Source organism: Bacillus sp. 7884-1 (assembly GCF_002272245.1).
GTDB lineage: Bacteria > Bacillota > Bacilli > Bacillales > Cytobacillaceae > Neobacillus.
The window spans coordinates 24,637-50,024 of record NZ_NPDD01000020.1 but is presented as its reverse complement, the minus strand read 5'-3'; the positions used below and the strand labels follow the sequence as shown (position 1 = coordinate 50,024).

27 protein-coding genes, 1 pseudogene and 1 riboswitch are annotated in these 25,388 nt (G+C 37.2%); of the genes and pseudogenes, 14 read left to right on the top strand and 14 right to left on the bottom strand.

Features of this window, described 5'->3' with window-relative positions; genetic code table 11:
- Positions 1-204: 204 nt before the first annotated feature.
- From CHI06_RS03050 to CHI06_RS03035, 4 genes are all read left to right on the top strand, one after another.
- Positions 205-1,683: a SulP family inorganic anion transporter gene (locus CHI06_RS03050; protein WP_095246951.1), complete on the top strand. Its 1,479-nt coding sequence runs from the start codon at positions 205-207 to the stop codon at positions 1,681-1,683.
- Positions 1,684-1,980: 297 nt separating this feature from the next.
- A complete protein-coding gene (locus tag CHI06_RS03045) occupies positions 1,981-3,135 on the top strand; it encodes a glucose-1-phosphate adenylyltransferase (protein ID WP_095246950.1) in 1,155 nt (384 codons plus the stop codon).
- A gap of 166 nt (positions 3,136-3,301) precedes the next feature.
- Positions 3,302-3,730 (top strand): MarR family winged helix-turn-helix transcriptional regulator, encoded by a 429-nt coding sequence (locus CHI06_RS03040; protein ID WP_095246949.1) that lies wholly within the window; start codon positions 3,302-3,304, stop codon positions 3,728-3,730.
- Between the two features lie 68 nt (positions 3,731-3,798).
- Positions 3,799-4,398, top strand: a complete 600-nt coding sequence (locus tag CHI06_RS03035) for an alpha/beta hydrolase (protein ID WP_095246948.1) — start codon at positions 3,799-3,801, stop codon at positions 4,396-4,398.
- A gap of 75 nt (positions 4,399-4,473) precedes the next feature.
- Here CHI06_RS03035 and CHI06_RS03030 read toward each other — a convergent pair.
- From CHI06_RS03030 to CHI06_RS02995, 9 genes and pseudogenes are all read right to left on the bottom strand, one after another.
- Positions 4,474-4,800 (bottom strand): annotated as a pseudogene (locus CHI06_RS03030) (hypothetical protein); the annotation flags it as partial.
- A gap of 15 nt (positions 4,801-4,815) precedes the next feature.
- Positions 4,816-4,983 carry a hypothetical protein gene (locus tag CHI06_RS29620; RefSeq protein WP_179292522.1) on the bottom strand — a complete coding sequence of 56 codons (168 nt, stop codon included), beginning with the start codon at positions 4,981-4,983 and terminating at the stop codon, positions 4,816-4,818.
- Positions 4,984-5,122: 139 nt separating this feature from the next.
- Positions 5,123-5,482: a cytochrome c551 gene (gene cccB, locus CHI06_RS03025; RefSeq protein WP_095246946.1), complete on the bottom strand. Its 360-nt coding sequence runs from the start codon at positions 5,480-5,482 to the stop codon at positions 5,123-5,125.
- A 191-nt stretch (positions 5,483-5,673) separates the two neighbouring features.
- Entirely contained in the window at positions 5,674-6,078 is a 405-nt protein-coding gene (locus CHI06_RS03020; RefSeq protein ID WP_095246945.1) for a VOC family protein, read from the bottom strand.
- A gap of 194 nt (positions 6,079-6,272) precedes the next feature.
- Complete coding sequence (locus CHI06_RS03015; protein ID WP_095246944.1) at positions 6,273-6,596, bottom strand: hypothetical protein; 324 nt, start codon at positions 6,594-6,596, stop codon at positions 6,273-6,275.
- 66 nt (positions 6,597-6,662) lie between these two features.
- Positions 6,663-7,829: an MFS transporter gene (locus CHI06_RS03010; protein WP_095246943.1), complete on the bottom strand. Its 1,167-nt coding sequence runs from the start codon at positions 7,827-7,829 to the stop codon at positions 6,663-6,665.
- A gap of 262 nt (positions 7,830-8,091) precedes the next feature.
- Entirely contained in the window at positions 8,092-9,729 is a 1,638-nt protein-coding gene (locus CHI06_RS03005) for a PhnE/PtxC family ABC transporter permease (protein ID WP_095246942.1), read from the bottom strand.
- A complete protein-coding gene (locus tag CHI06_RS03000) occupies positions 9,722-10,483 on the bottom strand; it encodes a phosphonate ABC transporter ATP-binding protein (protein ID WP_095246941.1) in 762 nt (253 codons plus the stop codon). Before CHI06_RS03000 ends, CHI06_RS03005 begins: the two co-directional genes overlap by 8 nt.
- 13 nt (positions 10,484-10,496) lie before the next feature.
- Entirely contained in the window at positions 10,497-11,405 is a 909-nt protein-coding gene (locus CHI06_RS02995) for a putative selenate ABC transporter substrate-binding protein (protein WP_095246940.1), read from the bottom strand.
- Positions 11,406-11,761: 356 nt separating this feature from the next.
- On the opposite strand from CHI06_RS02995, the gene CHI06_RS02990 reads away from it, so the two are divergent.
- Entirely contained in the window at positions 11,762-12,115 is a 354-nt protein-coding gene (locus CHI06_RS02990) for a VOC family protein (protein WP_095246939.1), read from the top strand.
- Positions 12,116-12,156: 41 nt separating this feature from the next.
- Here the strand turns inward: CHI06_RS02990 and CHI06_RS02985 are convergent, their stop codons facing one another.
- Positions 12,157-13,200, bottom strand: a complete 1,044-nt coding sequence (locus CHI06_RS02985; RefSeq protein ID WP_095246938.1) for a DUF3231 family protein — start codon at positions 13,198-13,200, stop codon at positions 12,157-12,159.
- 66 nt (positions 13,201-13,266) lie between these two features.
- Positions 13,267-14,187 (bottom strand): DNA-3-methyladenine glycosylase family protein, encoded by a 921-nt coding sequence (locus CHI06_RS02980; RefSeq protein ID WP_095246937.1) that lies wholly within the window; start codon positions 14,185-14,187, stop codon positions 13,267-13,269.
- A 67-nt stretch (positions 14,188-14,254) separates the two neighbouring features.
- Between CHI06_RS02980 and CHI06_RS02975 the strand changes: the two genes are divergently transcribed.
- The 6 genes from CHI06_RS02975 (at position 14,255) to CHI06_RS02955 (ending at position 19,209) form a co-directional block, all read left to right on the top strand.
- The gene (locus CHI06_RS02975) at positions 14,255-14,767 is read left to right on the top strand and encodes a methylated-DNA--[protein]-cysteine S-methyltransferase (RefSeq protein ID WP_306453797.1); all 513 of its coding nucleotides are present in this window, start codon (positions 14,255-14,257) and stop codon (positions 14,765-14,767) included.
- Between the two features lie 106 nt (positions 14,768-14,873).
- A complete protein-coding gene (locus tag CHI06_RS29615) occupies positions 14,874-15,014 on the top strand; it encodes a hypothetical protein (RefSeq protein WP_165979261.1) in 141 nt (46 codons plus the stop codon).
- A gap of 122 nt (positions 15,015-15,136) precedes the next feature.
- Positions 15,137-15,343, top strand: a complete 207-nt coding sequence (locus tag CHI06_RS02970; protein WP_095246935.1) for a spore germination protein — start codon at positions 15,137-15,139, stop codon at positions 15,341-15,343.
- 102 nt (positions 15,344-15,445) lie between these two features.
- Positions 15,446-16,954, top strand: a complete 1,509-nt coding sequence (locus CHI06_RS02965) for a spore germination protein (RefSeq protein WP_257009148.1) — start codon at positions 15,446-15,448, stop codon at positions 16,952-16,954.
- 21 nt (positions 16,955-16,975) lie between these two features.
- Positions 16,976-18,088, top strand: a complete 1,113-nt coding sequence (locus CHI06_RS02960; protein ID WP_095246934.1) for a GerAB/ArcD/ProY family transporter — start codon at positions 16,976-16,978, stop codon at positions 18,086-18,088.
- The gene (locus tag CHI06_RS02955; protein ID WP_095246933.1) at positions 18,085-19,209 is read left to right on the top strand and encodes a Ger(x)C family spore germination protein; all 1,125 of its coding nucleotides are present in this window, start codon (positions 18,085-18,087) and stop codon (positions 19,207-19,209) included. The genes CHI06_RS02960 and CHI06_RS02955 overlap by 4 nt, the downstream gene beginning before the upstream one ends.
- 55 nt (positions 19,210-19,264) lie before the next feature.
- Here CHI06_RS02955 and CHI06_RS02950 read toward each other — a convergent pair whose 3' ends face one another.
- Positions 19,265-20,575 (bottom strand): nucleobase:cation symporter-2 family protein, encoded by a 1,311-nt coding sequence (locus tag CHI06_RS02950; RefSeq protein WP_095246932.1) that lies wholly within the window; start codon positions 20,573-20,575, stop codon positions 19,265-19,267.
- Positions 20,575-21,168 (bottom strand): xanthine phosphoribosyltransferase, encoded by a 594-nt coding sequence (locus tag CHI06_RS02945; protein WP_095246931.1) that lies wholly within the window; start codon positions 21,166-21,168, stop codon positions 20,575-20,577. The genes CHI06_RS02950 and CHI06_RS02945 overlap by 1 nt, the downstream gene beginning before the upstream one ends.
- A 115-nt stretch (positions 21,169-21,283) precedes the next feature.
- Positions 21,284-21,385: riboswitch (purine riboswitch) on the bottom strand.
- Between the two features lie 211 nt (positions 21,386-21,596).
- Between CHI06_RS02945 and CHI06_RS02940 the strand changes: the two genes are divergently transcribed.
- The gene (locus CHI06_RS02940; protein ID WP_095246930.1) at positions 21,597-22,595 is read left to right on the top strand and encodes an NAD(P)H-dependent flavin oxidoreductase; all 999 of its coding nucleotides are present in this window, start codon (positions 21,597-21,599) and stop codon (positions 22,593-22,595) included.
- Positions 22,596-22,616: 21 nt separating this feature from the next.
- Here CHI06_RS02940 and CHI06_RS02935 read toward each other — a convergent pair whose 3' ends face one another.
- On the bottom strand, positions 22,617-22,904 hold the full coding sequence (locus tag CHI06_RS02935; protein ID WP_095246929.1) for a hypothetical protein: 288 nt from the start codon (positions 22,902-22,904) through the stop codon (positions 22,617-22,619).
- A gap of 264 nt (positions 22,905-23,168) precedes the next feature.
- On the opposite strand from CHI06_RS02935, the gene CHI06_RS02925 reads away from it, so the two are divergent.
- Together CHI06_RS02925 and CHI06_RS02920 are read left to right on the top strand one after the other, a co-directional pair.
- Positions 23,169-24,359, top strand: a complete 1,191-nt coding sequence (locus CHI06_RS02925; RefSeq protein ID WP_095246927.1) for a glycine C-acetyltransferase — start codon at positions 23,169-23,171, stop codon at positions 24,357-24,359.
- A 58-nt stretch (positions 24,360-24,417) separates the two neighbouring features.
- Positions 24,418-25,383, top strand: coding sequence for an L-threonine 3-dehydrogenase (locus CHI06_RS02920; RefSeq protein ID WP_095246926.1), 966 nt, complete (start codon positions 24,418-24,420; stop codon positions 25,381-25,383).
- The last annotated feature ends 5 nt before the right edge of the window (positions 25,384-25,388 follow it).

The following is a 25,388-nucleotide window of genomic DNA, read 5'->3' as shown; positions in this document are numbered from 1 at the left end:
CCCTTCTGTTTTTTAGTTTTTCACAGAATCAGATAGAAAACTAGAGAAAGGGAGAGTAAAACAGTAGAAAGGATTAATGTGCGCGCTTACATTCCATTTCACAAATTTGTCACAATCATTTATACTGTGATTTGTTCACAACGGCCCTGGCTTTCATGAGAGTTGAAAGTCAACAAAAAATATAGAATTGAAAAGAGGTGCTTCATGAAAAGTAACACACTTAAAGATCAATGGTTCGGTAATATCAAGGGGGATGTACTATCCGGAATCGTGGTCGCTATGGCATTAATTCCAGAAGCAATAGCCTTCTCACTTATTGCTGGAGTGGACCCGATGATCGGTTTGTATGCATCTTTTTGTATTGCTGTTGTCATCGCATTTGTAGGGGGAAGACCTGGAATGATTTCCGCAGCAACGGGTGCGACTGCTTTGGTCATGGTAACGTTAGTGGCAGATTACGGGCTGCAATACCTGCTTGCTGCAACCATCCTAACGGGTGTAATTCAAATCGTAATGGGCGTTCTCAAATTAGGCCGGTTAATGAAATTTGTACCGCGTTCCGTCATGATTGGATTCGTTAATGCACTCGCGATCTTAATTTTTTCTGCACAATTAACCCACTTTGTTGGAGAATCCTGGGCAATGTATGCGATGGTAGCCGGAGCCTTAGCCATCATTTATATCTTCCCACGTTTTACCAAGGTTGTTCCATCTCCATTAGTAGCGATTATCACCATTACCGTAATTGCAGTAATGACTGGAAGTGGAGTACGTACGATAGGTGATATGGGCGAATTGACTCAGACTCTTCCATTTTTCTTAATACCTGATATTCCGTTAACCTTTGAAACATTACAAATCATTTTCCCCTATTCACTATCTATAGCGATTGTTGGGTTGGTGGAATCTTTATTAACAGCTAGCATTGTGGACGATATGACGGATACCACTAGTGACAAGAATAAGGAAGCAAGAGGACAAGGAATCGCAAATATTGTATCAGGGTTTTTCGGCGGTATGGCTGGCTGTGCTATGATTGGTCAATCAGTTATTAACGTGAAATCCGGGGGTAGAGGCAGGTTATCAGCGTTAGTAGCAGGTGTCTTTCTAATGATCTTAATCATCCTTTTAAATGATCTCTTGGTACAAATTCCAATGGCAGCATTAGTTGGTGTCATGTTCATGGTTTCCATCGGCACATTTGATTGGTCAGCTTTAAAAAACATTCATAAGACCCCAATTTCTGATACGATTGTGATGATTGCGACCGTGGGGACGGTTCTTGTGACACATGATTTATCAAAAGGTGTTTTGGTTGGAATTTTATTAAGTGCCATTTTCTTCGCTTCAAAGATTTCAAAAGTAAAAGTAACCACATTACCTTCAAAAGGTTCACATAAAAAAGTCTACACCGTCTCAGGTCAATTATTCTTTGCATCTGCAACAGAATTTGTAGAAAGCTTTCTTTACAATGAGGAGGTAAAAGACGTAACGATTGATTTAACACAAGCACATTTATGGGATGACTCGGCTGTAGGAGCCATTGATAAAGTAATCATAAAATACCATCAGAATGGCATTAAAGTTCAGTTAATAGGTCTAAATAAAGAGAGTAATAAATTGTTAGAAAAGTTAGCAGTTCATAATAAGCCAGGTAATCTTGAAAAGGCAGTCGGACATTAAAATTTATAAAAACACGCTGATTGATACAAAATCAGCGTGTTTTTTTTGCGAGAAAATTTATTCACATAATTTTCATATTTTTCAATTATTACATCGTTCATATTCGACATAAACAGTTTGTATTTGTTCCTTGTCAATAACTATTTCTTGTTTATTTTTGATAGATAAAAGAAATAACGTCGAATAAATGATTAACCGGTCGCAATTTATAGATATTTCCCATTTAACACAGGTGCTACAATGATGGCAAGTAAGTATTACATAACGGAAATTGTATTATAAAAAGGAGGGAACCCCATGACAAGAAAACAATGTGTTGCCATGTTGTTGGCAGGAGGGAAGGGAACAAGGCTAAAGGAATTAACTCAGAATTTAGCAAAGCCAGCTGTCCCCTTTGGAGGTAAATACCGAATCATTGATTTTGCACTAAGTAATTGTAAAAACTCTAAGATTGATACAGTTGGAATCCTTACACAATACAAACAAGAAAGCCTGCAGAATTATATTGAGGACGGTGAAAAATGGGGGCTTAACCGAAAAATTGGCGGAGTGGCTATACTGCAGCCAAAACAATATGATAATAAAGATAGCAGCTATGAAGGTACCGCACATGCCGTTTTCGAAAATTTCCGCTATATTGAAAATCAAAACCCAGAATATGTACTTATCCTTTCAGGTGATCACATTTATAAAATGGATTACAGTCATATGGTAGAAGAGCATAAGCGCTCTGGAGCGGATGTTACCATTTCAGTCATTAAAGTCCCTTGGAGTGAAGCAAGAAGATTCGGAATCATGAATATTGATCCTGAGTCAAATCGGATCATCGAGTTTGAGGAAAAGCCCATTTATCCAAAGTCAAATTTAGCATCAATGGGGATTTATTTATTTAATTGGTCTATATTAAAGAAATCTTTAGAAATAGAAGAAAACAATCCATTTTCTACAAAAGATTTTGGCAAGGATGTTATACCATCTATGATTGAGGATAACTGCCATTTACATGCGTATCACTTTAATGGCTACTGGAAGGATGTTGGTACCGTCCAAAGCTTTTGGGAAGCACACATGGACCTTTTATCTGTAAACACTAACCCGATACTTAAAAATGAAGAATGGATTATATATACGAATGGAATAAGCCATCCACCTATGTATTTAGATGGAAATGCTTCCCTACACCAATCCATTTTAAGTGAAGGCTGCAAGGTTTATGGAAAGGTTGAAAATTCTGTGCTGTTTTACGGTGTGACAGTAGGCCATGGGGCAATTATTAAGGATTCTGTTATTTTACCTAACACGATTATTGGTGAAAATGCTGAGATCTACCGCTCCGTCGTTGGAAGCGGGAGCGTAATTTCGTCAAATGCAAAAGTAGGATCACCAACACCATTTAGTGAAATCACTTTAATAGGAGATAACCAAATGATTAAACCACTCGTATATAAATAATGTTAGTGCGGAATCTACGAGGTTTCGCATTTTTTATTGTTATAAAGAGAATATTGCGGGATATCTACAAATTTCAATAAAAGGGATTTGACTAGAATAGAAATTTGTTTTATTATTATCTCATATTCAAGATATTCGAAATCAAAATAGTTTAGGAGGTGATTATATGGATAACATATGTACCAACCAGCCATTTTTGTTATTAATGCAAACATCTAAATCTATCCAAGAAGTAATAAGAGATGAAATGACGAAAAACAAATTGAGTGTTACGGAATTTGCCGTATTAGAGGTACTTTTCCAACATGGAAAACAAAACATTCAGCAGATTGGCAGCAGAATCTTAATATCTAGCGGTTCTATGACCTATGTAATCGATAAATTAGAAAAAAGAGGCTTGTTATGTCGAAATGATTGTCCAGAGGATCGCCGAATTATTCATGTAACCTTAACACATGATGGAATTCAATTAATGAAGGGAATTATGCCCAAGCATCAGGAATTAGTTGATGATCTTTTTAGTTCTTTAAGTGGAGATGAAGTAGAAACAATCATAACACTTCTCAAAAAAGTAAAGAGTAAAGTAGAAGCTTAAATAATTATTAATAAATATCTTGTATTAGAGATTCTTACGTTAAAATGAGGTTCTGGAGGTAGATAGAAATGAAACACATATTTAATAAGGGAAAAGATTTAACAAAGCCAACTTTTTTAATGCTGCATGGTACAGGTGGAAATGAATTAGACTTGCTGCCCCTAGCAGGAATGATTGATGACGAAGCATCGGTTTTAAGTGTTCGTGGAAATGTACTAGAAAATGGAATGCCGCGATTCTTTCGTAGATTAGCGGAAGGGGTATTTGATGAAGAAGACCTGATTTTCCGAACAAAGGAATTAAATGAATTTCTTGATGAAGCAGCGGTGAATTATGATTTTGACCGTGATAATATCATTGCAATCGGATACTCAAATGGAGCTAACATTGCAGCAAGTTTACTATTTCACTACGAAAATGCTCTAAAGGGTGCGATTCTACATCATCCTATGGTACCTAGAAGGGGAATAGATCTTCCAAATTTAGAGGGAAAGCACGTATTTATCGCAGCTGGAACCAATGACCCCATTTGTCCACCAGTGGAATCAGAAGAATTACAATCCTTATTAGTAAAAGCGAATGCAAAGGTTGTCCTTCACTGGGAGCGTCGAGGACATCAATTGACAAGAGAAGAAGTAGAGGCTGCGGCACAGTGGTATCGAAATTAATAAAAATACTATTAGGGGTGTAATTCTTTATAAACAACAGGCGCCACAATCGAGTTGATTGTGGCCACCTGTTGTTTATTTTAGTTTATTGTATTCATTTTTAATTTCTTCAACTGTTTTATCAATTTGCTCTCCCCAGTGATCATTCACACTTTTAAAAACGACTTTTCCATCTTGGTCTAGCATCCCATAGCCTCTATATGCAACATCACCATTTTTCATACCCATGAAATCGATTAATTCCAAATCTGGATCAGAAACAAAGGGGAGGCTCTTACCATAAATACTTTCTAATTCTTTGTATAATTGTAGTTGTTCCTCGGGTAGATCTTTGCTAATTACATACATTTCTACATCCATGCCTTCTAATTTTCCGATATTTTCATGCAACTGAACTAGTTGCTGGTGGCAGAGTCCTCAGGTGTAGGAAGTGATAAAAAAGAATACGGTTGGTTTTTCCAAAGGAAACGATACTTCCTTCTGATCCTGGTTATGTAATGTAATTGGCTCGCTAAGTGTCTTTTGTCCACATGCTGTAATAAGTAGAATAGAAATGAGGACCAAGACTATTAATTTAAACTTCATATTTTTCTCCTTACCATTTTTAATGTTCATTAACTACTTAATTGTAGTGTAAACTATTTTATCAATCAAATAATTGCTCTTATCGTTATTCGCTCAAAAAAAACCAGATTGGAATGTCCATTCTGGTTTTTACCTACTTTTATTTTTTCTCTGCAAGCCACGAAGCAACAGCAGCTGCGTCATCGCCTTTAAGAAGTCCTGCAGGCATACCGCCTTTACCATTTTCAATAATATTTAATATTTCATCTTTGGAGTATTGTGACCCGATTTTATCTAAATCTGGAGCTCCTCCACTTTTTAAATCTCCACCATGACAAGAAGAACAGCTTTGCTGAAATAGAGCCTCTCCATTCCCTGCATCAGCTGTTTGTTCCTGTTCATCGCCTGCTTGTTCCTCTGTAGTTGTGGTATCTTGTTCTGTCTCATCATCACCGCCTCCACAAGCTGTAAGAAAGCCTATAAAAGCAACACAAATTAAACTATAGAGCCATTTTTTCATCTTATTCACCTCCATATACTTTTAGGTTTTCTAAAATTGCCTATGAATATTCTACAAAGTCTCGATGAAGAGCTTCGATTTTTTTACAACCTTCAAATTAAATAGTTTAAGACTTCTTAAAATCAAGACAAATAATTAAGGGCTTCCCAAGTAATTGGGAAGCCTTTTGATTTCCTTCGGATTTCTGTTTTCTATCTAACAGTAAACATCCAGGTTACGCCAAATTTGTCTTTCACCGAACCATGAAGTTTAGCGAAAAATGTTGGTTGAAGCTCATTATGGACAGTTCCACCATCTTTAAGTACGTTCCAAGCGTTCATAGCATGCTCCTCAGAATTTAGCTCCACACTAATACACACTTTATCAGCACCTTGTAATTCTTGTTGATAATCAGAACCCATTATATACCCGGTTTCTGTTAATTTTAATTCAGCATGTAAAACAAGGTTTTTTTCACTTTCAGCAACAGGGAAGTCGGGATTTGGAGGCATATCCCCATATTTTTGAATGGCAATTATTTCTCCATTAAAAGCTTTTTGATACCATTTAAAAGCTTCATCGCATTCTCTGTTAAACATTAAATAGGGTTTAATCATTTTTTAGTCTCCTTTAATAAGTACAATAATTTTCACCTTATACTCCAATTATTATTGCTCTTTAAATTTGGAGTTTAAACAAAGGTTATAAAATTATTATAATCGAACATTAGTTCGATTATCAAGTTTTATTTAGTTTTTCTTCGTTTAACTGGCAAAAAAAGAAAAAGCGGTCGATGATTACTCGACAGCTTTTAAGGTTCATCCCAATAGCGGACACTTTCTGTTTTTGATGTAGGATCTCTTTTGACTACGTTTCCTTCTTCATCGTAATAAACTTCGTATTCCTGATAGATTTCCACGTAATAACCATCCATTTGTTTAACACTATCAAGCCGATTTTCTAAAACCGGCACATCAGTTGGCGGTTCTACGTCGACAGGCTGTGCCATAGCTGGTTCACTGGTGGAATAGGAATAGCCACTATGGATAAATGAGTACGGAGAATCAAGATAGGCTACAAGAGCAACTATGATACATAGGAAGAAAAACGTCGTGAAATGAGAGAGTATCTTCATTCATCTCAACTCCTTTTAACAAGTACATCCTCGTAACCTATCTTATGCATGTCCTAATGACATATGCTAGTTTGTTTTTAAGACTAAAGCTTTTGAACGATAAAATTGATAAACTACTAAGGCTATAACTGAAATGATTGCACCAGATATATAAGGTAAGCCGATTGAAAGTGAAAATAACCAGCCACCCAGGGGAGGTCCAACAATTCTGCCTAATGAATCAAAAGAGGAAAGGAGTCCAGTTGCACTTCCATGACCAGAATCTGTAGTTTTCGTCAGCAGGGAAGAGACACTCGGGCGAATTACGCCGTTTCCAATCCCAAAGATGGATAAAAATATAGCTGCAGTTGTAAAACTGTCTACTAGAAGGATTAAAGCAAAACCTACCGCCGAGACAATAATTCCACCTTGAATAACTTTACCTTCTCCGTAGTTCTTTGTTAATCTGCCAACCAAACCGCCTTGTACCATCGCACCAGCAAAACCCATAATCATGAAAATATATCCTAGCTGTATGGCTCCTAATCCTGCTTTTTTTGCAGCAAAATAGGCAAAGGTCGCTTCTAAGCCAGATAATGAAAGAGAGATTAACAGCTGTAATAAAAACAATACCGCTGCAGGACCAGAAAATGCTTTCCATCGTGATTGTGTTTTCCCTTGGTTCACTTCTGCATTATCTTTTTGTAAGGATTCTTTCAAGAAAAAGAAAATAATGACTAAGGTTATTAACGAAGATGCACCAGCTAAATAAAAAGGCATACTCATACTTGATTTTGAAAATATACCACCAATGGCAGGACCAAATACAAAACCAAGTCCAACAGCTGCCCCTATAATGCCCATTCCTTTTCCACGATTTTCTGGGGTTGTTATATCAGCAACATAGGCCATTGCAGTTGGCATATTTGCAGAAGATAACATTCCGCCAATGATACGCGCTGCAAATAACATCCAAAGCTCCGTAGCCATCGCCTGCATAAAGAATGATAACGATAATCCAGCAATGCCCATCATCATGATCGGCTTACGACCGATTCGGTCGGATAATTTACCCCAAAATGGCGCAAAAATCAGCTGCATGAGTGAATAAACAGCCATTAATAATCCGAGTTGTGTAGGGGATGCCCCCATCTCTTCTGCATAAAAAGGCAGAACAGGGATGATGATTCCAAAACCGATCATCACTAAAAACATGACTAAAAATAAAATAGGTAAAGCTCTTTTTGTTTCCAAATACTCCAACTCCTATATGATCTGAACACTTCAAATCCATATGTATACTATTGATTAAATTTTGGGTGCTATGCTTAGAATAATAGAAAACATGAATCCAATACAAGTAATTCAATTTTTTATTTCATTTAATTTTGCAAAACAGCCAAAAGGCATCAATTAAACATGCTATCATTTAGATAGCAACTAATTAGCAATTACTAGCAAATGATTAGCAGAAAAAAACGCAAAAAATAAGCACAAGTCAGGATGACATGTGCTCTTATTTAACTGCTTTTCGAGTTGTTTCAGAAGCAAAATCTGCAATGATGACGAGAATCATATAACAAAGTAACAATAAGGTAATTTGTGTATAATCAAAATAACTCATTGCGAGTTTAAACTCCATCCCCAGACCGCCAGCACCTACAAAACCAACAACAATGGTCGTCCTCATAATTACTTCCCATCTATAGAGAATATACGTGAGAAATCTAGGGAGTACTATCGGAAGAATTCCATAAAATAGGATTTCTATTTTAGAAGCTCCAGCAGTTGCTAGGTTGCGGATAGGTCTTGGATCCATATCTTCGACAACCTCTGCCCAGAGTTTACCGAGAATACCAAAGTTGTGAAGGGCAAGGGCTAATGCTCCGGGTAAGATACCAGGTTTAAATATGAAAATAATCATCATTGCCCAAACTAATTCTGGAACCGATCTTGAAAAGATATAAAAAAGGCGGATTACACCGTAAAGTATTCTGTTATACCAATTTTTTTGTAAGGTAAGACTTCCATTCGCTATGTTTCTAGCGGCTGGAATAACGGTTATGAAAGCGACAATCGTTGCAAATCCTATTGCGATGATACTCATTTCAAGAGTCTCCATTGTCAGCTTCAACACTAATGACCAGCTTTCTCCATTAAGGAATGCTGGGTTTTCTTGATTGATTCCAAGGAGTCCACCGAAAAACTTACTAGCATATTCCAGATTTTTCTCTGATAATAATTCTCCTAAATTAGCTTTTTCAGCAATTGTGATATAAAACCAGGAAGCGACAATTAAGAGAAGTGCAAATAGGACGGAGAGCCACCCTGAATTTAGTCCTTTCCTTCGTTTATGCTCTGTTAATCCTTTACGGACGAAATTACTCCAACCATCCACAAAAATCACGAGAGCGATTAGGAAAAAGACAAATGTCCAAACGGAATCATACTTCAAATCTGCAAGTGCTAATTGGATTTGAAAACCCAGACCGCCAAGGCCAACAAAGCTCATTATCGCTGAGGAACGAATGGCGCACTCAAAGCGGTACATGGTATAACTAATAAAATCTGACCAAATCAATGGAAGATAGCCATAGAGAAGTGTTTGCAGGCGGGTGGAGCCTGCTGATTTCAAAGCGAGAATAGGCTGCTCTGGAACATCATTTAACATATCTGCAAAAATCCGTCCTAAAATTCCACCGTATGGAATCGCTAGTGCCAGGATTGCGGCATAGGGGGAAAGTCCAACTGCTGCCACAAAAAGCCAGGCCCAGATTAATTCATGAATCGAACGAGTAAAACCTAAAATCCCTCGAAAAAACACTTTAGAAATAATCCGCGATAATTTGCTGGAAGTTAATGTTCCTGAGGCTAATACACCAACAATAAAAGCATAAACTATTGCTAGCGACATCCCAGCAACCGCATAGGCAAGGGTAATCCAAGCCGATTCTAAACCCACTAATAAAAGTACAGGGTCCAAATTTGGCTGAATTAACCCTTCAAATATTTGCAGCATGGTAGGAATGCCGCCAGCATGGTAAAGTTCTGAGTTCCACTGTATAGAGGAAAGGCTCCAAACGAAAACCATGATCAACAGTAACGAAAGAATGAATCTTTTATGCAATCTAAGGGAGGGGATTAGCTTAATCATCTGAACCCTGCTCCTTTAGTTGGTATAATTCATTTAATTTTTCATATGTTACTTCTTCTGTTGGCAAATCAAAATATATTTCACCATTTTTGAGAGCAATGATTCTCGTAAAGTATTTCTTGGCGTATTCTACTGAATGCAGACTGGCAAGTAATGTTTGATTTTTCTCAGTAACGATATTTGTCAGCATGCTGAGCACATCATCTGCCCTTGCAGGGTCGAGTGAAGCTACTGGTTCATCTGCAAGAATGATTTCTGGGTTCTGTACCATTAATCTTGCCATTGCCACACGCTGTTGTTCACCGCCTGAAAGTGTAGCAGTAATTTCGTAAAGTTTATTCTTTAAACCGACTCTTTCAAGTGCTGTTAATGCCAATTCTTTATCTTGGGGGACTAGCAGGGAAAATAAGGATTTAATAAGACTCCACTCTGATAATTTACCAGCGAGGACATTATGAATAACAGCAAGAGGACCAATTAAATCGAACTGCTGACGAATCACACCTATTTTCTTCGCAAACCTTTTGCCTCGTTTATAATCTTTGAGGGGTTTACTGTCAATGAGGAGTTCTCCGTCCTCAGGTGATAAAATTCCAGCAATAGAATTCAACAGAGTGGTTTTTCCAGCACCGCTTGGTCCAATTAAGGCAACCAATTCACCTTGCATGATAGAAAAAGAAAGGGAAGATAGGGCTATCTTCCGCTCAAAATGTTTTGATATGTTTTTTGCTTCAATCATCGTTTTGGATGACATGTAACAACACCTACTACTTTATAATCTCTAATTCTTTGGCAACTTTTTCAATCTTTCCATAGTTCTCATTTTTTGTTTCAATAAATTTGTCTGTTTGGAACAAATCAGAAATCTCTTTAGTGTCGCCTGGCATAGATAGGAGTGATTCTTTTACCTTTTCCTTAGCATCACTTCCAAATACATCTGCAACATTGCTATTAATTGTCCAGTTATAATCATAATAATCTGGTGTAGTATAGAATACTTTCACTTTGTTTGTATCTACTTTTCCTTCTTTTACTGCTGCTTCCCAAACAGAAATGTTTAACGCACCTGCTTGGAAGGAACCTGATTCGATTAACTTGTATGTTGTATCATGAGAGCCTGAGAAGTTAGGCTTTCCATTAAAGTCTGTGTTAGCATCAATACCTTCTTCTGCTAAGAAAAAACGCGGCATTAAATGTCCTGAGGTAGAGCTTTCACTGCCAAATGTGAAGGATTTTCCATTTAAATCAGCCAAAGTATTTATACCTGAGCCTTCTTGGGTAATGAATACAGATTTGAACTCAGCGTCACGAGGTCGTTGAACAATTGATTCAGCATCTGGGACAAGATTTCTTGCTTGCACGCTTGTTAAACCGCCAAACCATGCTAAATGTATTTCACCACGTTGGAATCCTGTAACGAGTGCTGCGTAGTCAACAGAAGGTACATATTCGACTTTCATACCAGTTTCTTCGCTTAACTGCTTTGCAACAGCTTCCATTCCTGTTTGAAGGAAGGCTGCATTTTGATCAGGAATCGCACCAATTTTAAATACTTCCTCAGTCTTTTTATCTTCTTTTCCTTCATTACCTTCTTTTGCTTTATCTTCAGCTTGCCCACAAGCTGCCAATGAAAAAACAAGCATAAATAAAATGATACCAATTAACCATTTTTGCATAAAACATTTCACCTCATTAATTTTGTACTTTAGTACACTAGTTATTTCCTTGCTCAATTGATTATAATGAATAGTTTCATTCTATTAAATTCAATTTATCTATTATACAAATAGATTTTAATCTAGATTTTCTATAGGAAAATAATAGGATATTAGGGTAAAACACTTGATAATAAAGAAATCCCCCGCACAAAATGCGGGAGACTAATTTTTTAAGCGTTTATCGTTTGTGACCATTCTTCGACATTCCACATTTTAGGCAAAAGCGGTTGAGAAAAAAAGGCTTTAAAAAAATATAAAGGATTAAAGGGGTTGAAAATAGAAATAAAAGGTACGACGAAATTTGAGGTGAGTGTATGAATGTAATAGGTTTTGGTGGAGTCTTTTGGAGGTCTAGTAATATCACTGAACTAAAAAAATGGTATAAAGAGGTATTAGGAATACCATTGGATAACGAATGGAATGGAACCATCTTTCCTTCTAAAGAAGGAAATGAAACCATCTTTTCACTCTTTAAAGAGGATAGTGATTATTTTCCAATGGAGCAGCAGGTGATGTTGAATTTTCAGGTTGAAGATATGAATGAATGTGTAAAACACCTGCAAAAACTAGGGATTTCTTTACTTAAAGAACCTGAGAAGAGTGAGTTCGGTACCTTTACTTGGATTGCAGATCCAGAGGGAAGACGGATAGAACTTTGGGAAAAATAAGATAAAAAAAGAATGGGCAGGCAGCTCATTCTTTTTTTATCTTATTTATTCGAAGACATGGAATCTCGGTCAACTGCTTGAGGCGGTTGTTCCATCCATCCTTCCTCAATAAATATCTTAGCACCATCTTGTACATAAAGCCCTATATCCAATAAAAATTTGCTGTACATAGCACCAATATCATGCCGCCCGTTAAGGGATGAAGCATTCGCATAGGATCTGATTTTCATGCTGAACATATCAATTTTATGAAACATCATAAGTTTATCTGAGAATGGGGCAAATGTTGAGTTTTCTACCAAGTCATCCAAAAGTGGATGTGCAGGCAAATCCTCTTTATGTAACTGTTGTCTACAAGATTCAATATGCTTCATGGTGATTTCTTTTCCGCGATGCATAAATTCTCTTACTTTTTCTGTTTGCGCTACCTGTCCAAAGCCAATTAATAGTACTTTGCTTGTTGAATTATTTTCCATATTATCGTATAAATGAGCAATCTCCAGACCGTGTAAAGGGCGGACATGACCTAAGAAACCATTAAAATAACTTTCCTTTTGTACAAATTCAACCTTTTCTGGAATCGGGATCACCGGCGGCCTCGTTAAATACCCCTTTTCTTTTAATGTATCATTAAGGGTTACTAACAAATCAGTGGTTAATTGATTACACTTTAAGATAAAATCCCTTACATCTTTTCTAAGCATTAATGGAATCGCAGTGGAGTAGAGACTCAGCCCTGCTTTAGCTGCGTATTTTAAATAATGAAGATAAAATTCATCAGCAAATAATCTAGGAGCTCCTAAATTAACATCATCCTCCGTAAAGCCAATAGGAATGGGGAAATGCTCTTTTTCAAATATAGTTTTAATGTCTTTAAGAAATTCGTTACCGATGGTTAGAGCATTTTTCAGGATTTCTTTTATGTCCTTGTCATTCACATGCTGGAGATAATAACTAATTACACATTTGGACATGGTATTTCCCATATAGACAGCCCAAAGTTTACCCAATTCTGCTGAGGTTAATTTTTCATATGGTTGATCCGTATGTTTAGAGGTAATCTTAATTGGCTTAATGGACTTCATTAAATATATGCTCCTTAGTAAAATCGTTTCTCTTAGTTTTTTCATCCATTGTAAATCTATACGTCTTTAGTAAAGGTACCTCCACAAATAGAATGTTGCGTAAGACTCCCAATTCGTCCAATTTACTGCTAGTTTTATGATTTCTTCTTTGGTGGGTTTTAGTTCTTTTCCTAATCGATGTTTAATCGCATTGTGCAGACCTACATCATCAATAGGAAAGGCAGAGGGGTATCTTAGACAACGCATTAAAACATAATTAGCCGTCCACGGACCAATACCTCGGATTTTAACTAACATTTTCTCGGCATCCTTATGATTACTTAAATTTAATAACTTTTCTTTTGTTAATTTTTCTTCAACCATAAGTTGAGCAACCCCAATGAGATATTCGGATTTCTTTTTCGTCATGCGCAAACTTTCTAATTCCTCAACTTGTAATCCAGCAATATCCTCCGATGAGGGGAACACCCAATAGGTGATACCATCATGGACAACACTTCTACCAAATTTTTCGACTAAACGTCTTTTTAAAGTGTAGGCAAAGGATAAATTAATTTGCTGCCCCAGGATGCCCCAGCAAAGGGCTTCAAATAAATCAGGAATTCCAATAATCCGTAGGCCATAAAAGGAATCAACAGCTGGACCAAGGAGTGTATCCTCCTTTGCCATGGTATAAAAGGGACGTAAATCTCTATCTAAATCAAACCAATCTCTAACATAACAAGCGACTTCTGCACAAAGCCCTGCGATATTCGGCTTATTCACTCCCAAAAATCGAATGATTAAATAGTTATCATCTTCAGAACTAACTTCAATAATTAGTGTATCTGCTCCAATTGAAATTGCCTTGTAAACACGGTTATTTATGATATGAAAAAGACACTCGTTACTATTTCTCGCTAGATAATTTATATTTTCTTTAAAGTTGAATTCTTTAGGTAAAGACAATTTTAATTCCTCGTCGTTAATTTCCCATGTCTGAATCACTCATCATCCGCCTCTTTTCAATGATATAATTAAGTTATAACATAGAAAGACGATGGAGGGGTTTAAGATGAAACCTACACTATATTGGACAAAGTTGGTTTATGAAAATTGGAAACTATATATGGCAGCAACTTCTAAGGGACTCTGTTACGTAGGTTCGCAGAATAAACCTTTTGAGGAATTGGAGCTTTGGGTCAACAAACATTATCCAGGAAGTTCATTGGTTCAGGATGATGTCGTCATGCAGCCATATGTTGCTGAGTTTAAAGAATTCCTCCTAGGGGAACGTACTTCATTTACCATTTCCCAAGAATTAAAGGGAACAGATTTTCAAACAGAGGTGTGGAATGCACTTTGTCAAATTCCTTATGGAGAAACGTGGACATATTCCGATATTGCAAATGCAATTCAGAGGCCTACTGCAGTCCGTGCTGTTGGTACAGCAATTGGAGCAAATCCAGTCCTCTTAACGGTACCGTGTCATCGAGTTATTGGGAAGAACGGTAAACTGACTGGGTTTCGTGGTGGATTGGATATGAAGGAGCAGCTTTTAAAAATTGAAAAAGAAAATGCAAAATAAGTCAACAAGGATTTAACCATGAAAAATGGCATAGATATGGATGAAAAAGACATGATATTCTTGGACATACTATTTTTATGAACGAAGAAAAAGAGGTGCTTATTTCATGGAACAAATCCAGGAAGTCAGATTTTGTGAAAATTGCAGCAGAGAAACCGTACATATGGTAAGAGAAGATCCGTTAGAAATTGAGTACATTTGTAAGGAATGCAACGATCACCAAGAAATGTTTAAATCCTTTTTTTAGAAAGAGAAAACGATACAAACCTGCCAAAAGAGCCTTATCTATATGGGCTCTTTCATTTTGTTTATGACGAACACTAATAAGACCCAGACATATCATAATATAACACCAAGGAGGGGGTTACTTTGGTCACAAACCATAATAATGTTTCAATAGGAACCATTTCTGGCGGCATTGTTAACTTTGGCGGTGCTATTTACATTTCGCCCATCTCTATTACCAAAACGATTGGTGGCTCTGGCGAAAGCAACACCAGTCCCGATGCAGGAATGGATTCAGAAATGGATACCGAAAACGAGCCAATCATGAAATTCCCAAAGCGATGCGAATGATAGCATTGCTTTATTTTTTTGAAGAAGTGTCCTGTGGTATAAAGAGGTTTTAATGGTAAATAATACTTAAGCGAATGTTTTGAATGATTGAGGGTGCTACATTTGTTCTTTATAAAGAAGCCATTTTTACCAAAAGGTAATTTACCAACCATGAACCAGGATCTTATTCCAGAAACACGAGAAAAAATGTCCGCTGAGTTTAAAAAAAGATTACATTATAGTTCTGACATTTTAGAGAATGTAGTTGGAAGTTCAGGGATAACCATTTTCTCCATTGGTCCTTTAATTGATAAAACCATGTTTCATCAGGATATTATTGATCCGATAAAAGACCTATCCTTCGATTCCATCCAAAAAGTAATTGAGCATTTATCAGTTGGTGAGATTGAAAAGTCAAATCAGATGGAAAAGGTGGTCAAATCTGCTTTAGACGGAAGTGTAATCATTTATTTAGAAGGAGAAACCTCCGTTCTTTTAGCAAAAATCCCTTCCAGAGTTGGACGTGCATTAACATTTGCGGAGAATGAGTCTCATGTTATTGGTCCTCAAATAGCCTTTAATGAAAGCTTAATGACGAATATTGCACTTATCCGAAACTATATTAAAGATCCGGATTTATGTGTGGAGGATTTTGTGGTAGGGAGCCGCACGAATAAATCTGGTGCCATTCTGTATATGAGCGGGATTGCCTCTGAACAAATGGTTAACACCTTAAGAAATAGAATCGATGGGATAAAAATAGATGGAATTCTAGATAGTTCCGTACTTTTACAGCTTATAGAAGATCAATCTTTATCCATTTTCCCTTTAATGTCGTTAACAGAGCGCCCGGATCGAGTTTGTGATTTGCTGTTAAAAGGGAAACTGGCGGTATTGGTTGATGGCAGCTCATTGGCTATCATTTGCCCTCACACTTTCATGGAATTTTTTCAAGCTCAGGAAGATAGTAATGTGAATTGGCATATTGGCACATTCTACCGATTATTAAGATTAATCGCTTTATTTTTTTCCGTATTTCTTACCGCAATTTATGTGGCTTGTATCACCTTTCATTATGAAGTCATTCCGCAGACTTTGTTGATAACCCTTAGTGAGTCAAGGGCAAAGGTACCATTTCCACCCATTATTGAAGCTTTATTATTAGAATTTTTTCTTGAATTACTACGAGAAGCCGGAGCAAGATTGCCGACCAAAGTGGGTCAAACAATGGGTATTGTCGGAGGTATCGTGATTGGAACAGCGGCAGTGGACGCAGGGTTTACGAGCAACATTCTCATTATCATCATAGCCTTAGCGGCTCTTGGATCATTTGTAACACCGAGTTATTCAATGGGCAATGTAATTAGGATCTTACGATTTCCTCTCATTATATTGGCTGGATTTTGGGGGTTATACGGAATTATGTACGGTTTTTGCTTTTTACTTCTGCACCTGTTACGGCAATCGAGCCTTGGGAGTCCTTATCTATCACCTTTTTATCCTCCTCGTTTCGCCGATTGGAAGGACAGTATCATCCGGCTGCCATTATCATTCACTTATAAAAGACCCGACCTAACAAGACCAAGAAACGAAAACAAATATGACCCTGAAAAGGCTAAAGAAAAAAATTGACCTTAAGTAGCAGGTGAACGTATGAAGGTTCAATATCAACCAAAACCTCCATTTTTGTTAAGTACCTTTTTGGTAATTTTTATTATTCATGCAATACAAGTGGGGATTGGGATACACGGTTTTCAACGTGTTATCTTTATGGAAGCGAAGCAGGACGCGTGGATTTCGGTTCTGATTGCAGGTTTTGCCACTCATATTGTGGTTTTTGTTATAATTAAAACTTTACAGATATATGGTTCTACTGATATTTATGGTATACACCATGATGTTTATGGAAAATGGCTAGGAAAGGCATTTAACAGTGTATATATCCTATATTGCTTATGGGTATTTTTGATTATTCTTAAAAACTATATTGAGGTCATTCAAACTTGGGTTTTCCCAACAGTACCTGTCTGGCTGTTTTCATTTTCTATTCTGCTTTTAGTCATTTATGGGGTGACAGGCGGGATTCGAATGATTGTGGGAGTTTGTTTTTTTAGCATAACGCTTTCTATTTGGATGTTTGGATTTATTGGCTATCCTTTACGTTTTGCAGACTTTGATCACCTTCTCCCCGTGATGGAATCCAATTTGGTTTCCATTTTAAAGGGAACTCATAAAATGACTCTAACCATAATAGGCTTCGAAATCCTTTATGTAATTTATCCTTATATGGAAAAAAAGGATAAAGTTCAAAAATATGCTCATATAGGAATCGCAACAACCACTTTCTTATATTTAATCCTTATGCTTCTAGCCATTAGCTATTTTAGTCCTGGGCAATTGGAAAGTACCATTTGGCCAACTCTTTCCCTATTCAAAATTGTTAAGCTCCCTTTTATCGAAAGAACAGAGTATGTTGCTGTAACTTTTTGGCTCCTTATCATTCTCCCCAATCTAATGCTTTATTTGTGGGCAGCTGTACGTGGTGCTAAACGCATTTTTGGAATAAAAACGAGAAGAGTTTTGTTGGTTTTTACAACCATTATTTTTGTAAGTAGTCTGTTTATTAATACACGGGTAAAAATCAATCATTTTAACGATTTCTTTGCTAGCGTAGCTTTTTATATTACGTTTTGTTATCCTCTTGTTCTATATGCTTTCGCTAGACTAAAGAAGAAGATGAATGCCTATAAGGAGAAAATGAAATGAAAAAAAAAGGATGGTTTTGTATTTCCTTATCCATTTCACTACTTTGTGGCTGTGCGGAACCTAAAGTACTTGACCGATTAGGTATGATTACAACGGTTGGATATGACTTAGGAAAAAATGGATCCATTTTAGGAACGTTGGTTGAGTTAAAGATTGATCCTAACGCACCTAAAGATGTTGTTATTGTGGAATCCCAGTCACTAACGATTAGGGGAATTATTACAAATGCAAATAAAAAAACCTCTAGGAGATTAACCTCGGGGCAGCTTCGAGTTATCATATACGGAGAAGACATGCTAAAAAAAGGTAAAACCAAGATAGCACAAACGTTAACGAGTGATCCTATTATTAGTGATATGACATTCTTAGCCATGACTGACGGGAAGGCAAGGGATTTGTTACATTTAAAACTTGAGCATATTCCTGATATTGGGATACATATTTTCAGGTTCATGGAACAAAATACCAAGGCTAAAATGATGCCTTCTTCAACCATGCAGGAGGTTTTACATGACCATTTCACAGTAGGAAAAGAACCAGTCATGCCTATAATAAATATAAATGAAAAAGAGGGAATTCTATTTTCAGGGGTTGCCATCTTTAAAGGCGCTAAATTAGTTGGCAAAATTAATACGGAACAAAGCTTTTATTTAGCCTTAATAAATGATAAATATAAGTCTGGGAGTAAGGATGTTTTAATCAAAAGTGATTCCCCAAAATTGAAGGAAGGGAATGAAAGAAGTCATAAAACGGTCGCAGCTCTAGATTCAATACAGAGCCGTAGTGACATCAAGCTGATAAACCGAGATAAACCCGAATTTGATATTGATATAAAACTTAGCGCTAGATTACTTGAAATAACTAGTTCGATTGATATTGGTAATCCACAAAATATGAAGTTGATTGAAACCGAAATCGAGAAGAGTACGAAAAAGGATATTGAAAAACTCATCGCCTATTGTCAATCCAAAAATTCAGATGTGTTTGGCCTTGGTGATACATATAGAAGCGCTGTTCGTCACTCAAACCTTACGGATGAAAAATGGTACAAAATATATAAGAATGCCAAAGTCAATATAAAGGTGGATTTTAGTGTCAAGAGAACTGGACTCAATGAATGAAAATGAAAGAAGCTGCCAGGTTCAATCTGAACCTAGGCAGCTTCTTTCATTCCTATTAAGCAACACTTTGACTATTAACTTCTGAAGACTGACTTTGCTTTGCTGGTCTAGCGACATTAAACACAATATTTAAGAAAATGGCAGTCATGCTTCCAGCAACAATTCCATTATTGGTTAGGATTTTTACGCTTGCTGGGAGTTGAGCAAAAAGGTCAGGAACAGCGGTAACACCAAGACCCATCCCCACAGAACATGCGATGATTAAGAGGTTTTCCTGTGAAGCAAATTCTACTTTACTTAACATTTTTATTCCATAAGCAATAACCATTCCGAACATAGCCACCATTGCTCCACCTAAAACAGGGGTAGGTATAACTGTTGTTAAAGCACCTATTTTAGGAACGAATCCTAAGATAATTAACATTGTTCCCATTGTATAGATAACATTTTTAGTTTTGACACCTGAAAGTTGTACGAGTCCTACGTTTTGAGAGTATGTTGTATATGGGAATGCATTAAATAAAGCTCCAAGCATGATGGCAAGACCTTCTGCACGATAACCTTTAGCTAAATCAGTCTCCTTAAGCTTTCTTCCTGTAATATCACTTAGGGCGAAGTAGACACCTGTAGATTCTACTAAACTTACAATTGCAACAAGGGTCATTGTGATAATCGGTGTCCATTCAAAGGTAGGAGTACCGAAATAAAAAGGCTTTACCATATGGAACCATGATGCATCACCAACTGCCGCAAAATTCACCTTACCCATTAATGCAGCTGCAATTGTTCCACCGGCTAGACCAAGAAGAATCGCAACAGAACGAATAAATCCTTTGGTAAAACGATAGAGAAGAATGATGAATAATAAAGTTCCAAAAGCTAAACTGATATTTGAAAGACTGCCAAAATCCGGACTTCCTTGTCCGCCAGCGATATTATTCATCGCAACCGGAATAAGGGTAATACCAATTATCGTTACTACCGATCCCGTCACTACTGGCGGGAAGAATTTAATTAACTTGCTAAAGAAACTGGCAATCAAGACAACAATTAAACCAGAGACTAGAATCGAACCGTAAATGGCTGAAACACCGTATTCTCCGCCAATTGCAATCATTGGACCTACAGCAGTAAACGTACATCCTAAAACAATCGGCAAACCAATTCCGAAAAAGCGATTCTGCCAAACTTGTAAAATGGTTGCAATCCCGCACATCAAAATATCAATCGAAACTAAATAGGTTAATTGTTCTCCAGTAAGGTTTAAAGCTCCTCCGACGATAAGAGGTACGATCACGGCTCCTGCATACATAGCTAATACATGTTGAATTCCTAAAGATGCGATTTTAAATGGATGTTGTTTCATTAGACCAATTCCTCCGTTTTCTCAGTAATAAATGTAACTTCTCCATTTGCTAGAGAGGAAATCCTTGCTAATGATTCAACTCTTAATCCTTGCTCTTTCAATTTCTGAGCACCTGGCTGAAAGGATTTTTCAATGACAATACCGATGCCAGCAACCTCAGCGTTTGCTTGATTGACCATTTCTACTAAGGCAAGAGCTGCCTGACCGTTAGCAAGAAAGTCATCGATAATTAGAACTTTATCGTTTTCATTTAAATACTTACTTGCAATCGCCAGTTCATTCGTTTCGTTTTTTGTAAATGAATGTACACTTGCTGTCAGAAGGTCATTGGTTAAAGTGACTGATTTTCTTTTTCGCGCAAAAATTACTGGAACATTCATATATAATCCTGCCATAACAGCAGGGGCAATACCTGATGACTCGATTGTTACGATTTTTGTAATTCCTTCACCTGCAAATCGCTGGGTAAACTCTTTGCCAATTTCATTCATTAAACTAGGATCTATTTGATGGTTTAAGAATGAATCAACCTTTAACACATTTTCATTTAGGACTCTGCCGTCCTTTTTAATCTTTTCTTCTAGTAATCTCATGTTTATCCCCCTATGAAAAAATAAAAAAGCCCAAACACCATTGCTCACTTCAAATCTGAGTGAGGCAATGACATTTGGGCTTAATAGACCAATAATGGAACGCCAAAAAAATAGCGTTACTTCATTACCCACTCATAGTCAGATTGTTAACGGCAATCCGGTAGAAACTTGCAGGCCATATCCCTGCGATTATATGAGTGAAACCTATGAATTTATACACTCATTATAACATGGTAAAAAAGGAAATCAATTGTTTTTTTGTAAAAGACGAACGATCGTGATTTTTAAAGTCCCATTGTTCGTGTCAGAAAAACGCTTTATTCATTATAATAAAAGGCTTCACTCTATGATTGAATAACCATTCATTTTCAGGTACTATTTAAGTAGGAAGTCTATTCAGAAAATTCCAAAATGAAGGAGAGTCTTAAATGCAAAAATCAATCTTTGAAAATTGGTGGAATCAGCTTCGGCTGCCTGTCATTTCGGCACCGATGTTTTTGGTTTCAGGTCCGGAACTAGTAAAGAATTGCTGCTTAAATGGTGTCATCGGTTCATTTCCGGCACCAAATGCAAGACCCATTGAGCTACTTGATCAATGGATGGGGCAGTTAAATGATGAATTAGCAGATGCTAGGGCGGCAGATCCGGAGCGTAAAATTGCTCCATGGGCCATGAATATGGTTGTACATAGCACCTATAGCCGTCTTCAGGATGAATTGGCATTAATAAAAAAACACAAACCTCAATTAGTTATCACTTCTCTAGGTAGTCCAAAACATGTTGTTGAAATTGTACATGAATATGGAGGGCTGGTTTTTTCCGATGTCAGCGATCTCAAGTTTGCTCGAAAAGCTGCTGAAACAGGTGTTGACGGTTTAATTTTAGTTGCAAGCGGTGCCGGTGGACACAGCGGACAAATTAACAGCTTCGCCTTTGTTGATATGGTCCGCACCTTCTGGGATGGAATCATTGTTCTTGCGGGCGCTATCTCAACGGGTAAGGGGATATTAGCTGCACAGGCAGCTGGGGCTGACTTAGCTTATATGGGAACACGATTTATTGTAGCAACTGAAAGTATGGCAAATGATGAATACAGAGAAATGCTTGTCAAATCGACACAGGAGGACATCATTTTAACCGATGCTTTTTCTGGTGTTAAGGCAAATATGCTCATTCCAAGTATCGTTAAGGAAGGTATGGATCCTGAACAATTGATTAAAAAGGAAAAAGTGGATTTTGATGGTTTACAAGGTAAGTCAGATGCCAAAGCGTGGCGTGATATCTGGTCGGCAGGACACGGTGTAGGAGCAATTGATAAAATTGAATCTGCATCAGATATTATCAATCGCTTAGAAATGGAATACCAAGAAGCCCTGGAAAAAGTTAATCAAACTTCTGCGAAATTAAGCAGATTAACTTTAAAATAACGAAAAGAACCTATCCCAATACTACTGGGAAGGTTCTTTTTTCTTTACCATTTTGACCACTTTATAGCCTGGCTTTATTTTCACTCGTTTTGTTTCTTTATCTGTTTTCACCTGATATAAGGTGTATTTTTTCGGTTGATGCTCGAGCAGTTCTATTTTTTTGATGTTTTCTTGACGGTAGTATTTTTGTATTTTACGAATTTGTTTTTGTTGTTTCTCTCCAAATAACAAATCATAAAGGTAAATAAAAATGAAGACAAATATACCGCCAACGATAATTGTGTAAAAAAGTGATGACAATAACTCCACGTGGTACATCCTTTCTATGGTTAAACAAGAGTATGCCTTCCATTATACATTTTTTCTTCCATTTGAAAAATAACCTGATTTCTAATTGGATAACCTAATAATGAAAATTTTTTACACAGAATGTCCTCTAGGTATGCACATTTCATTAAAATCGTGGTAAAGTATATTACAGAAATCCTTTTATGCTGGTATTTATCGAACACCTAACTGTCCGCCTGAGACGGACAAATGTTTTTCTATTAACGACAATAAGGGGGAATATTTGTGTCCAGTACGATTTTGGAGCAATTTTTAAACGAAAACCTTGAAGATTTAAAAGGGAAGGGTCTATACAATGTCATCGATCCATTAGAAAGTCCTAATGGTCCAATGATTACAATAAATGGTAAACAGTTAGTCAATCTTTCTTCCAATAACTACCTAGGATTAGCAACAGATGAACGATTAAAAGAAGCAGCAGCGGAGGCAATTGAAACATATGGTGTAGGAGCCGGAGCTGTTCGTACGATTAATGGAACTTTAAAGCTTCATGTTGAGCTGGAAGAGAAGTTAGCAGAATTTAAACATACAGAAGCTGCGATCGCCTATCAATCTGGTTTCAATTGTAACATGGCAGCTATTTCGGCTGTTATGGATAAAAACGATGCGATTTTATCCGATGAATTAAACCATGCTTCCATTATTGATGGCTGTCGTCTATCAAGAGCGAAAATTATTCGTGTCAACCACTCGGATATGGAAGATTTACGTAGAAAGGCAAAGGAAGCGAAGGAATCTGGCCAATACAATAAAATTATGGTAATTACCGATGGCGTTTTCTCAATGGATGGGGACATTGCATTATTACCAGAAATCGTTAAAATTGCTGAAGAATTCGACCTGATTACATATGTAGATGATGCACATGGATCGGGTGTCCTTGGTGATGGAGCGGGGACTGTTAAGCATTTCGGCTTGTCTGATAAAATTGATTTCCAAATTGGAACCCTCTCAAAGGCTATTGGTGTAGTAGGAGGCTATGTTGCAGGGAAGAAGAATTTAATTGACTGGTTAAAGGTTCGCAGTCGTCCATTCCTATTCTCAACATCTTTAACACCCGCTGATGTAGCAGCAAGCAAGAAATCTATTGAAATCTTAATGGAAAGCACCGAGCTTAACAAAAAGCTTTGGGAAAATGGAGATTATCTCAAAAAAGGCTTAAAGGAATTAGGATTTAATATTGGAAACAGCGAGACACCGATTACACCATGTATTATTGGTGACGAGGCGTTAACGCAGCAATTCAGCAAACGTTTAAATGAAGAGGGTGTTTATGCTAAGGCGATTGTATTCCCTACGGTGCCAAAAGGAACAGGACGTGTTCGTAATATGCCAACAGCTGCACATACGACAGAAATGCTTAATGAAGCCATTGCTATATATGAGAAAGTCGGCAAGGATATGGGCATTATTTAATCATAGAAACCCTTCAATGGGCGAGATATTATGACATATGTGAAGAGGACGGAGAAGAATGAAACGAATTTTAATTACAGGTGCATTAGGACAGATTGGTTCTGAGCTTACGATGAAATTACGGGAAACCTATGGTCATGATAATGTTATTGCTACTGATATTAAAAAGAATGACAGTGAGGCAGCAGAGAGCGGCCCCTTCGAAACTGTTGATGTAACAGATTTAAATAGAATGGGTGAAGTAGCAAAGAAGTATAAAGTGGATACAGTTATGCACTTAGCCGCATTACTTTCTGCTACTGCAGAGGCAAAGCCCGTTTTAGCTTGGAACTTAAATATGGGTGGTTTGATGAATGCGTTAGAAACTGCCAGAGAGCTTAATGCACAGTTTTTCACACCGAGCTCAATTGGTGCTTTTGGTCCTTCAACACCCAAAGACAGCACACCACAGGACACGATTATGCGTCCAACCACGATGTATGGAGTGAACAAAGTAGCTGGTGAGCTTTTAGGAGATTATTATTATCAAAAGTTCGGAGTCGACACGAGGGGATTACGTTTCCCAGGCTTGATTTCGTACGTTGCACTGCCTGGTGGAGGAACTACAGACTACGCGGTTGAAATTTACTATGAAGCCATTAAAAATGGCAGATATACATCCTACATCGACAAAGGGACTTACATGGATATGATGTATATGCCCGATGCCCTGAATGCGATTATCGATTTGATGGAGGCAGACTCATGCAAGCTTAAACACCGTAATTCGTTTAATGTAACGGCGATGAGCTTTGATCCTGAAGGAATTGCCAATGAAATTAAGAAACATATTCCTAATTTTGATCTGATGTATAATGTTGATCCTGTTCGTCAAAAAATTGCTGACAGCTGGCCAAATTCAATCGATGCCATTGCCGCAGAAGAAGAGTGGGGCTTTAAATTCGAATATGATTTAGCGAAAATGACAGAAGATATGATAAGTAAACTTACAAATAAACTAAAAATGAACAAAACTCGAGCCTAATTTTG

Excerpts from the sequence above, each read along its gene's own strand:
- CHI06_RS02990 (WP_095246939.1), top strand. The coding sequence starts at position 11,762 with ATGAATGTAATAGGTTTTGGTGGAGTCTTTTGGAGGTCTAGTAATATC.
- CHI06_RS03045 (WP_095246950.1), top strand. The coding sequence starts at position 1,981 with ATGACAAGAAAACAATGTGTTGCCATGTTGTTGGCAGGAGGGAAGGGA.
- cccB (WP_095246946.1), bottom strand. The coding sequence starts at position 5,482 with ATGAAAAAATGGCTCTATAGTTTAATTTGTGTTGCTTTTATAGGCTTT.
- CHI06_RS02985 (WP_095246938.1), bottom strand. The coding sequence starts at position 13,200 with ATGAAGTCCATTAAGCCAATTAAGATTACCTCTAAACATACGGATCAA.
- CHI06_RS03035 (WP_095246948.1), top strand. The coding sequence starts at position 3,799 with ATGAAACACATATTTAATAAGGGAAAAGATTTAACAAAGCCAACTTTT.
- CHI06_RS02940 (WP_095246930.1), top strand. The coding sequence starts at position 21,597 with ATGCAAAAATCAATCTTTGAAAATTGGTGGAATCAGCTTCGGCTGCCT.
- CHI06_RS02975 (WP_306453797.1), top strand. The coding sequence starts at position 14,255 with ATGAAACCTACACTATATTGGACAAAGTTGGTTTATGAAAATTGGAAA.
- CHI06_RS03000 (WP_095246941.1), bottom strand. The coding sequence starts at position 10,483 with ATGTCATCCAAAACGATGATTGAAGCAAAAAACATATCAAAACATTTT.
- CHI06_RS29620 (WP_179292522.1), bottom strand. The coding sequence starts at position 4,983 with ATGAAGTTTAAATTAATAGTCTTGGTCCTCATTTCTATTCTACTTATT.
- CHI06_RS02945 (WP_095246931.1), bottom strand. The coding sequence starts at position 21,168 with ATGAGATTACTAGAAGAAAAGATTAAAAAGGACGGCAGAGTCCTAAAT.
- CHI06_RS02920 (WP_095246926.1), top strand. The coding sequence starts at position 24,418 with ATGAAACGAATTTTAATTACAGGTGCATTAGGACAGATTGGTTCTGAG.
- CHI06_RS29615 (WP_165979261.1), top strand. The coding sequence starts at position 14,874 with ATGGAACAAATCCAGGAAGTCAGATTTTGTGAAAATTGCAGCAGAGAA.
- CHI06_RS03040 (WP_095246949.1), top strand. The coding sequence starts at position 3,302 with ATGGATAACATATGTACCAACCAGCCATTTTTGTTATTAATGCAAACA.
- CHI06_RS02960 (WP_095246934.1), top strand. The coding sequence starts at position 16,976 with ATGAAGGTTCAATATCAACCAAAACCTCCATTTTTGTTAAGTACCTTT.
- CHI06_RS03050 (WP_095246951.1), top strand. The coding sequence starts at position 205 with ATGAAAAGTAACACACTTAAAGATCAATGGTTCGGTAATATCAAGGGG.
- CHI06_RS02950 (WP_095246932.1), bottom strand. The coding sequence starts at position 20,575 with ATGAAACAACATCCATTTAAAATCGCATCTTTAGGAATTCAACATGTA.
- CHI06_RS02995 (WP_095246940.1), bottom strand. The coding sequence starts at position 11,405 with ATGCAAAAATGGTTAATTGGTATCATTTTATTTATGCTTGTTTTTTCA.
- CHI06_RS03020 (WP_095246945.1), bottom strand. The coding sequence starts at position 6,078 with ATGATTAAACCCTATTTAATGTTTAACAGAGAATGCGATGAAGCTTTT.
- CHI06_RS03015 (WP_095246944.1), bottom strand. The coding sequence starts at position 6,596 with ATGAAGATACTCTCTCATTTCACGACGTTTTTCTTCCTATGTATCATA.
- CHI06_RS03005 (WP_095246942.1), bottom strand. The coding sequence starts at position 9,729 with ATGATTAAGCTAATCCCCTCCCTTAGATTGCATAAAAGATTCATTCTT.
- CHI06_RS02955 (WP_095246933.1), top strand. The coding sequence starts at position 18,085 with ATGAAAAAAAAAGGATGGTTTTGTATTTCCTTATCCATTTCACTACTT.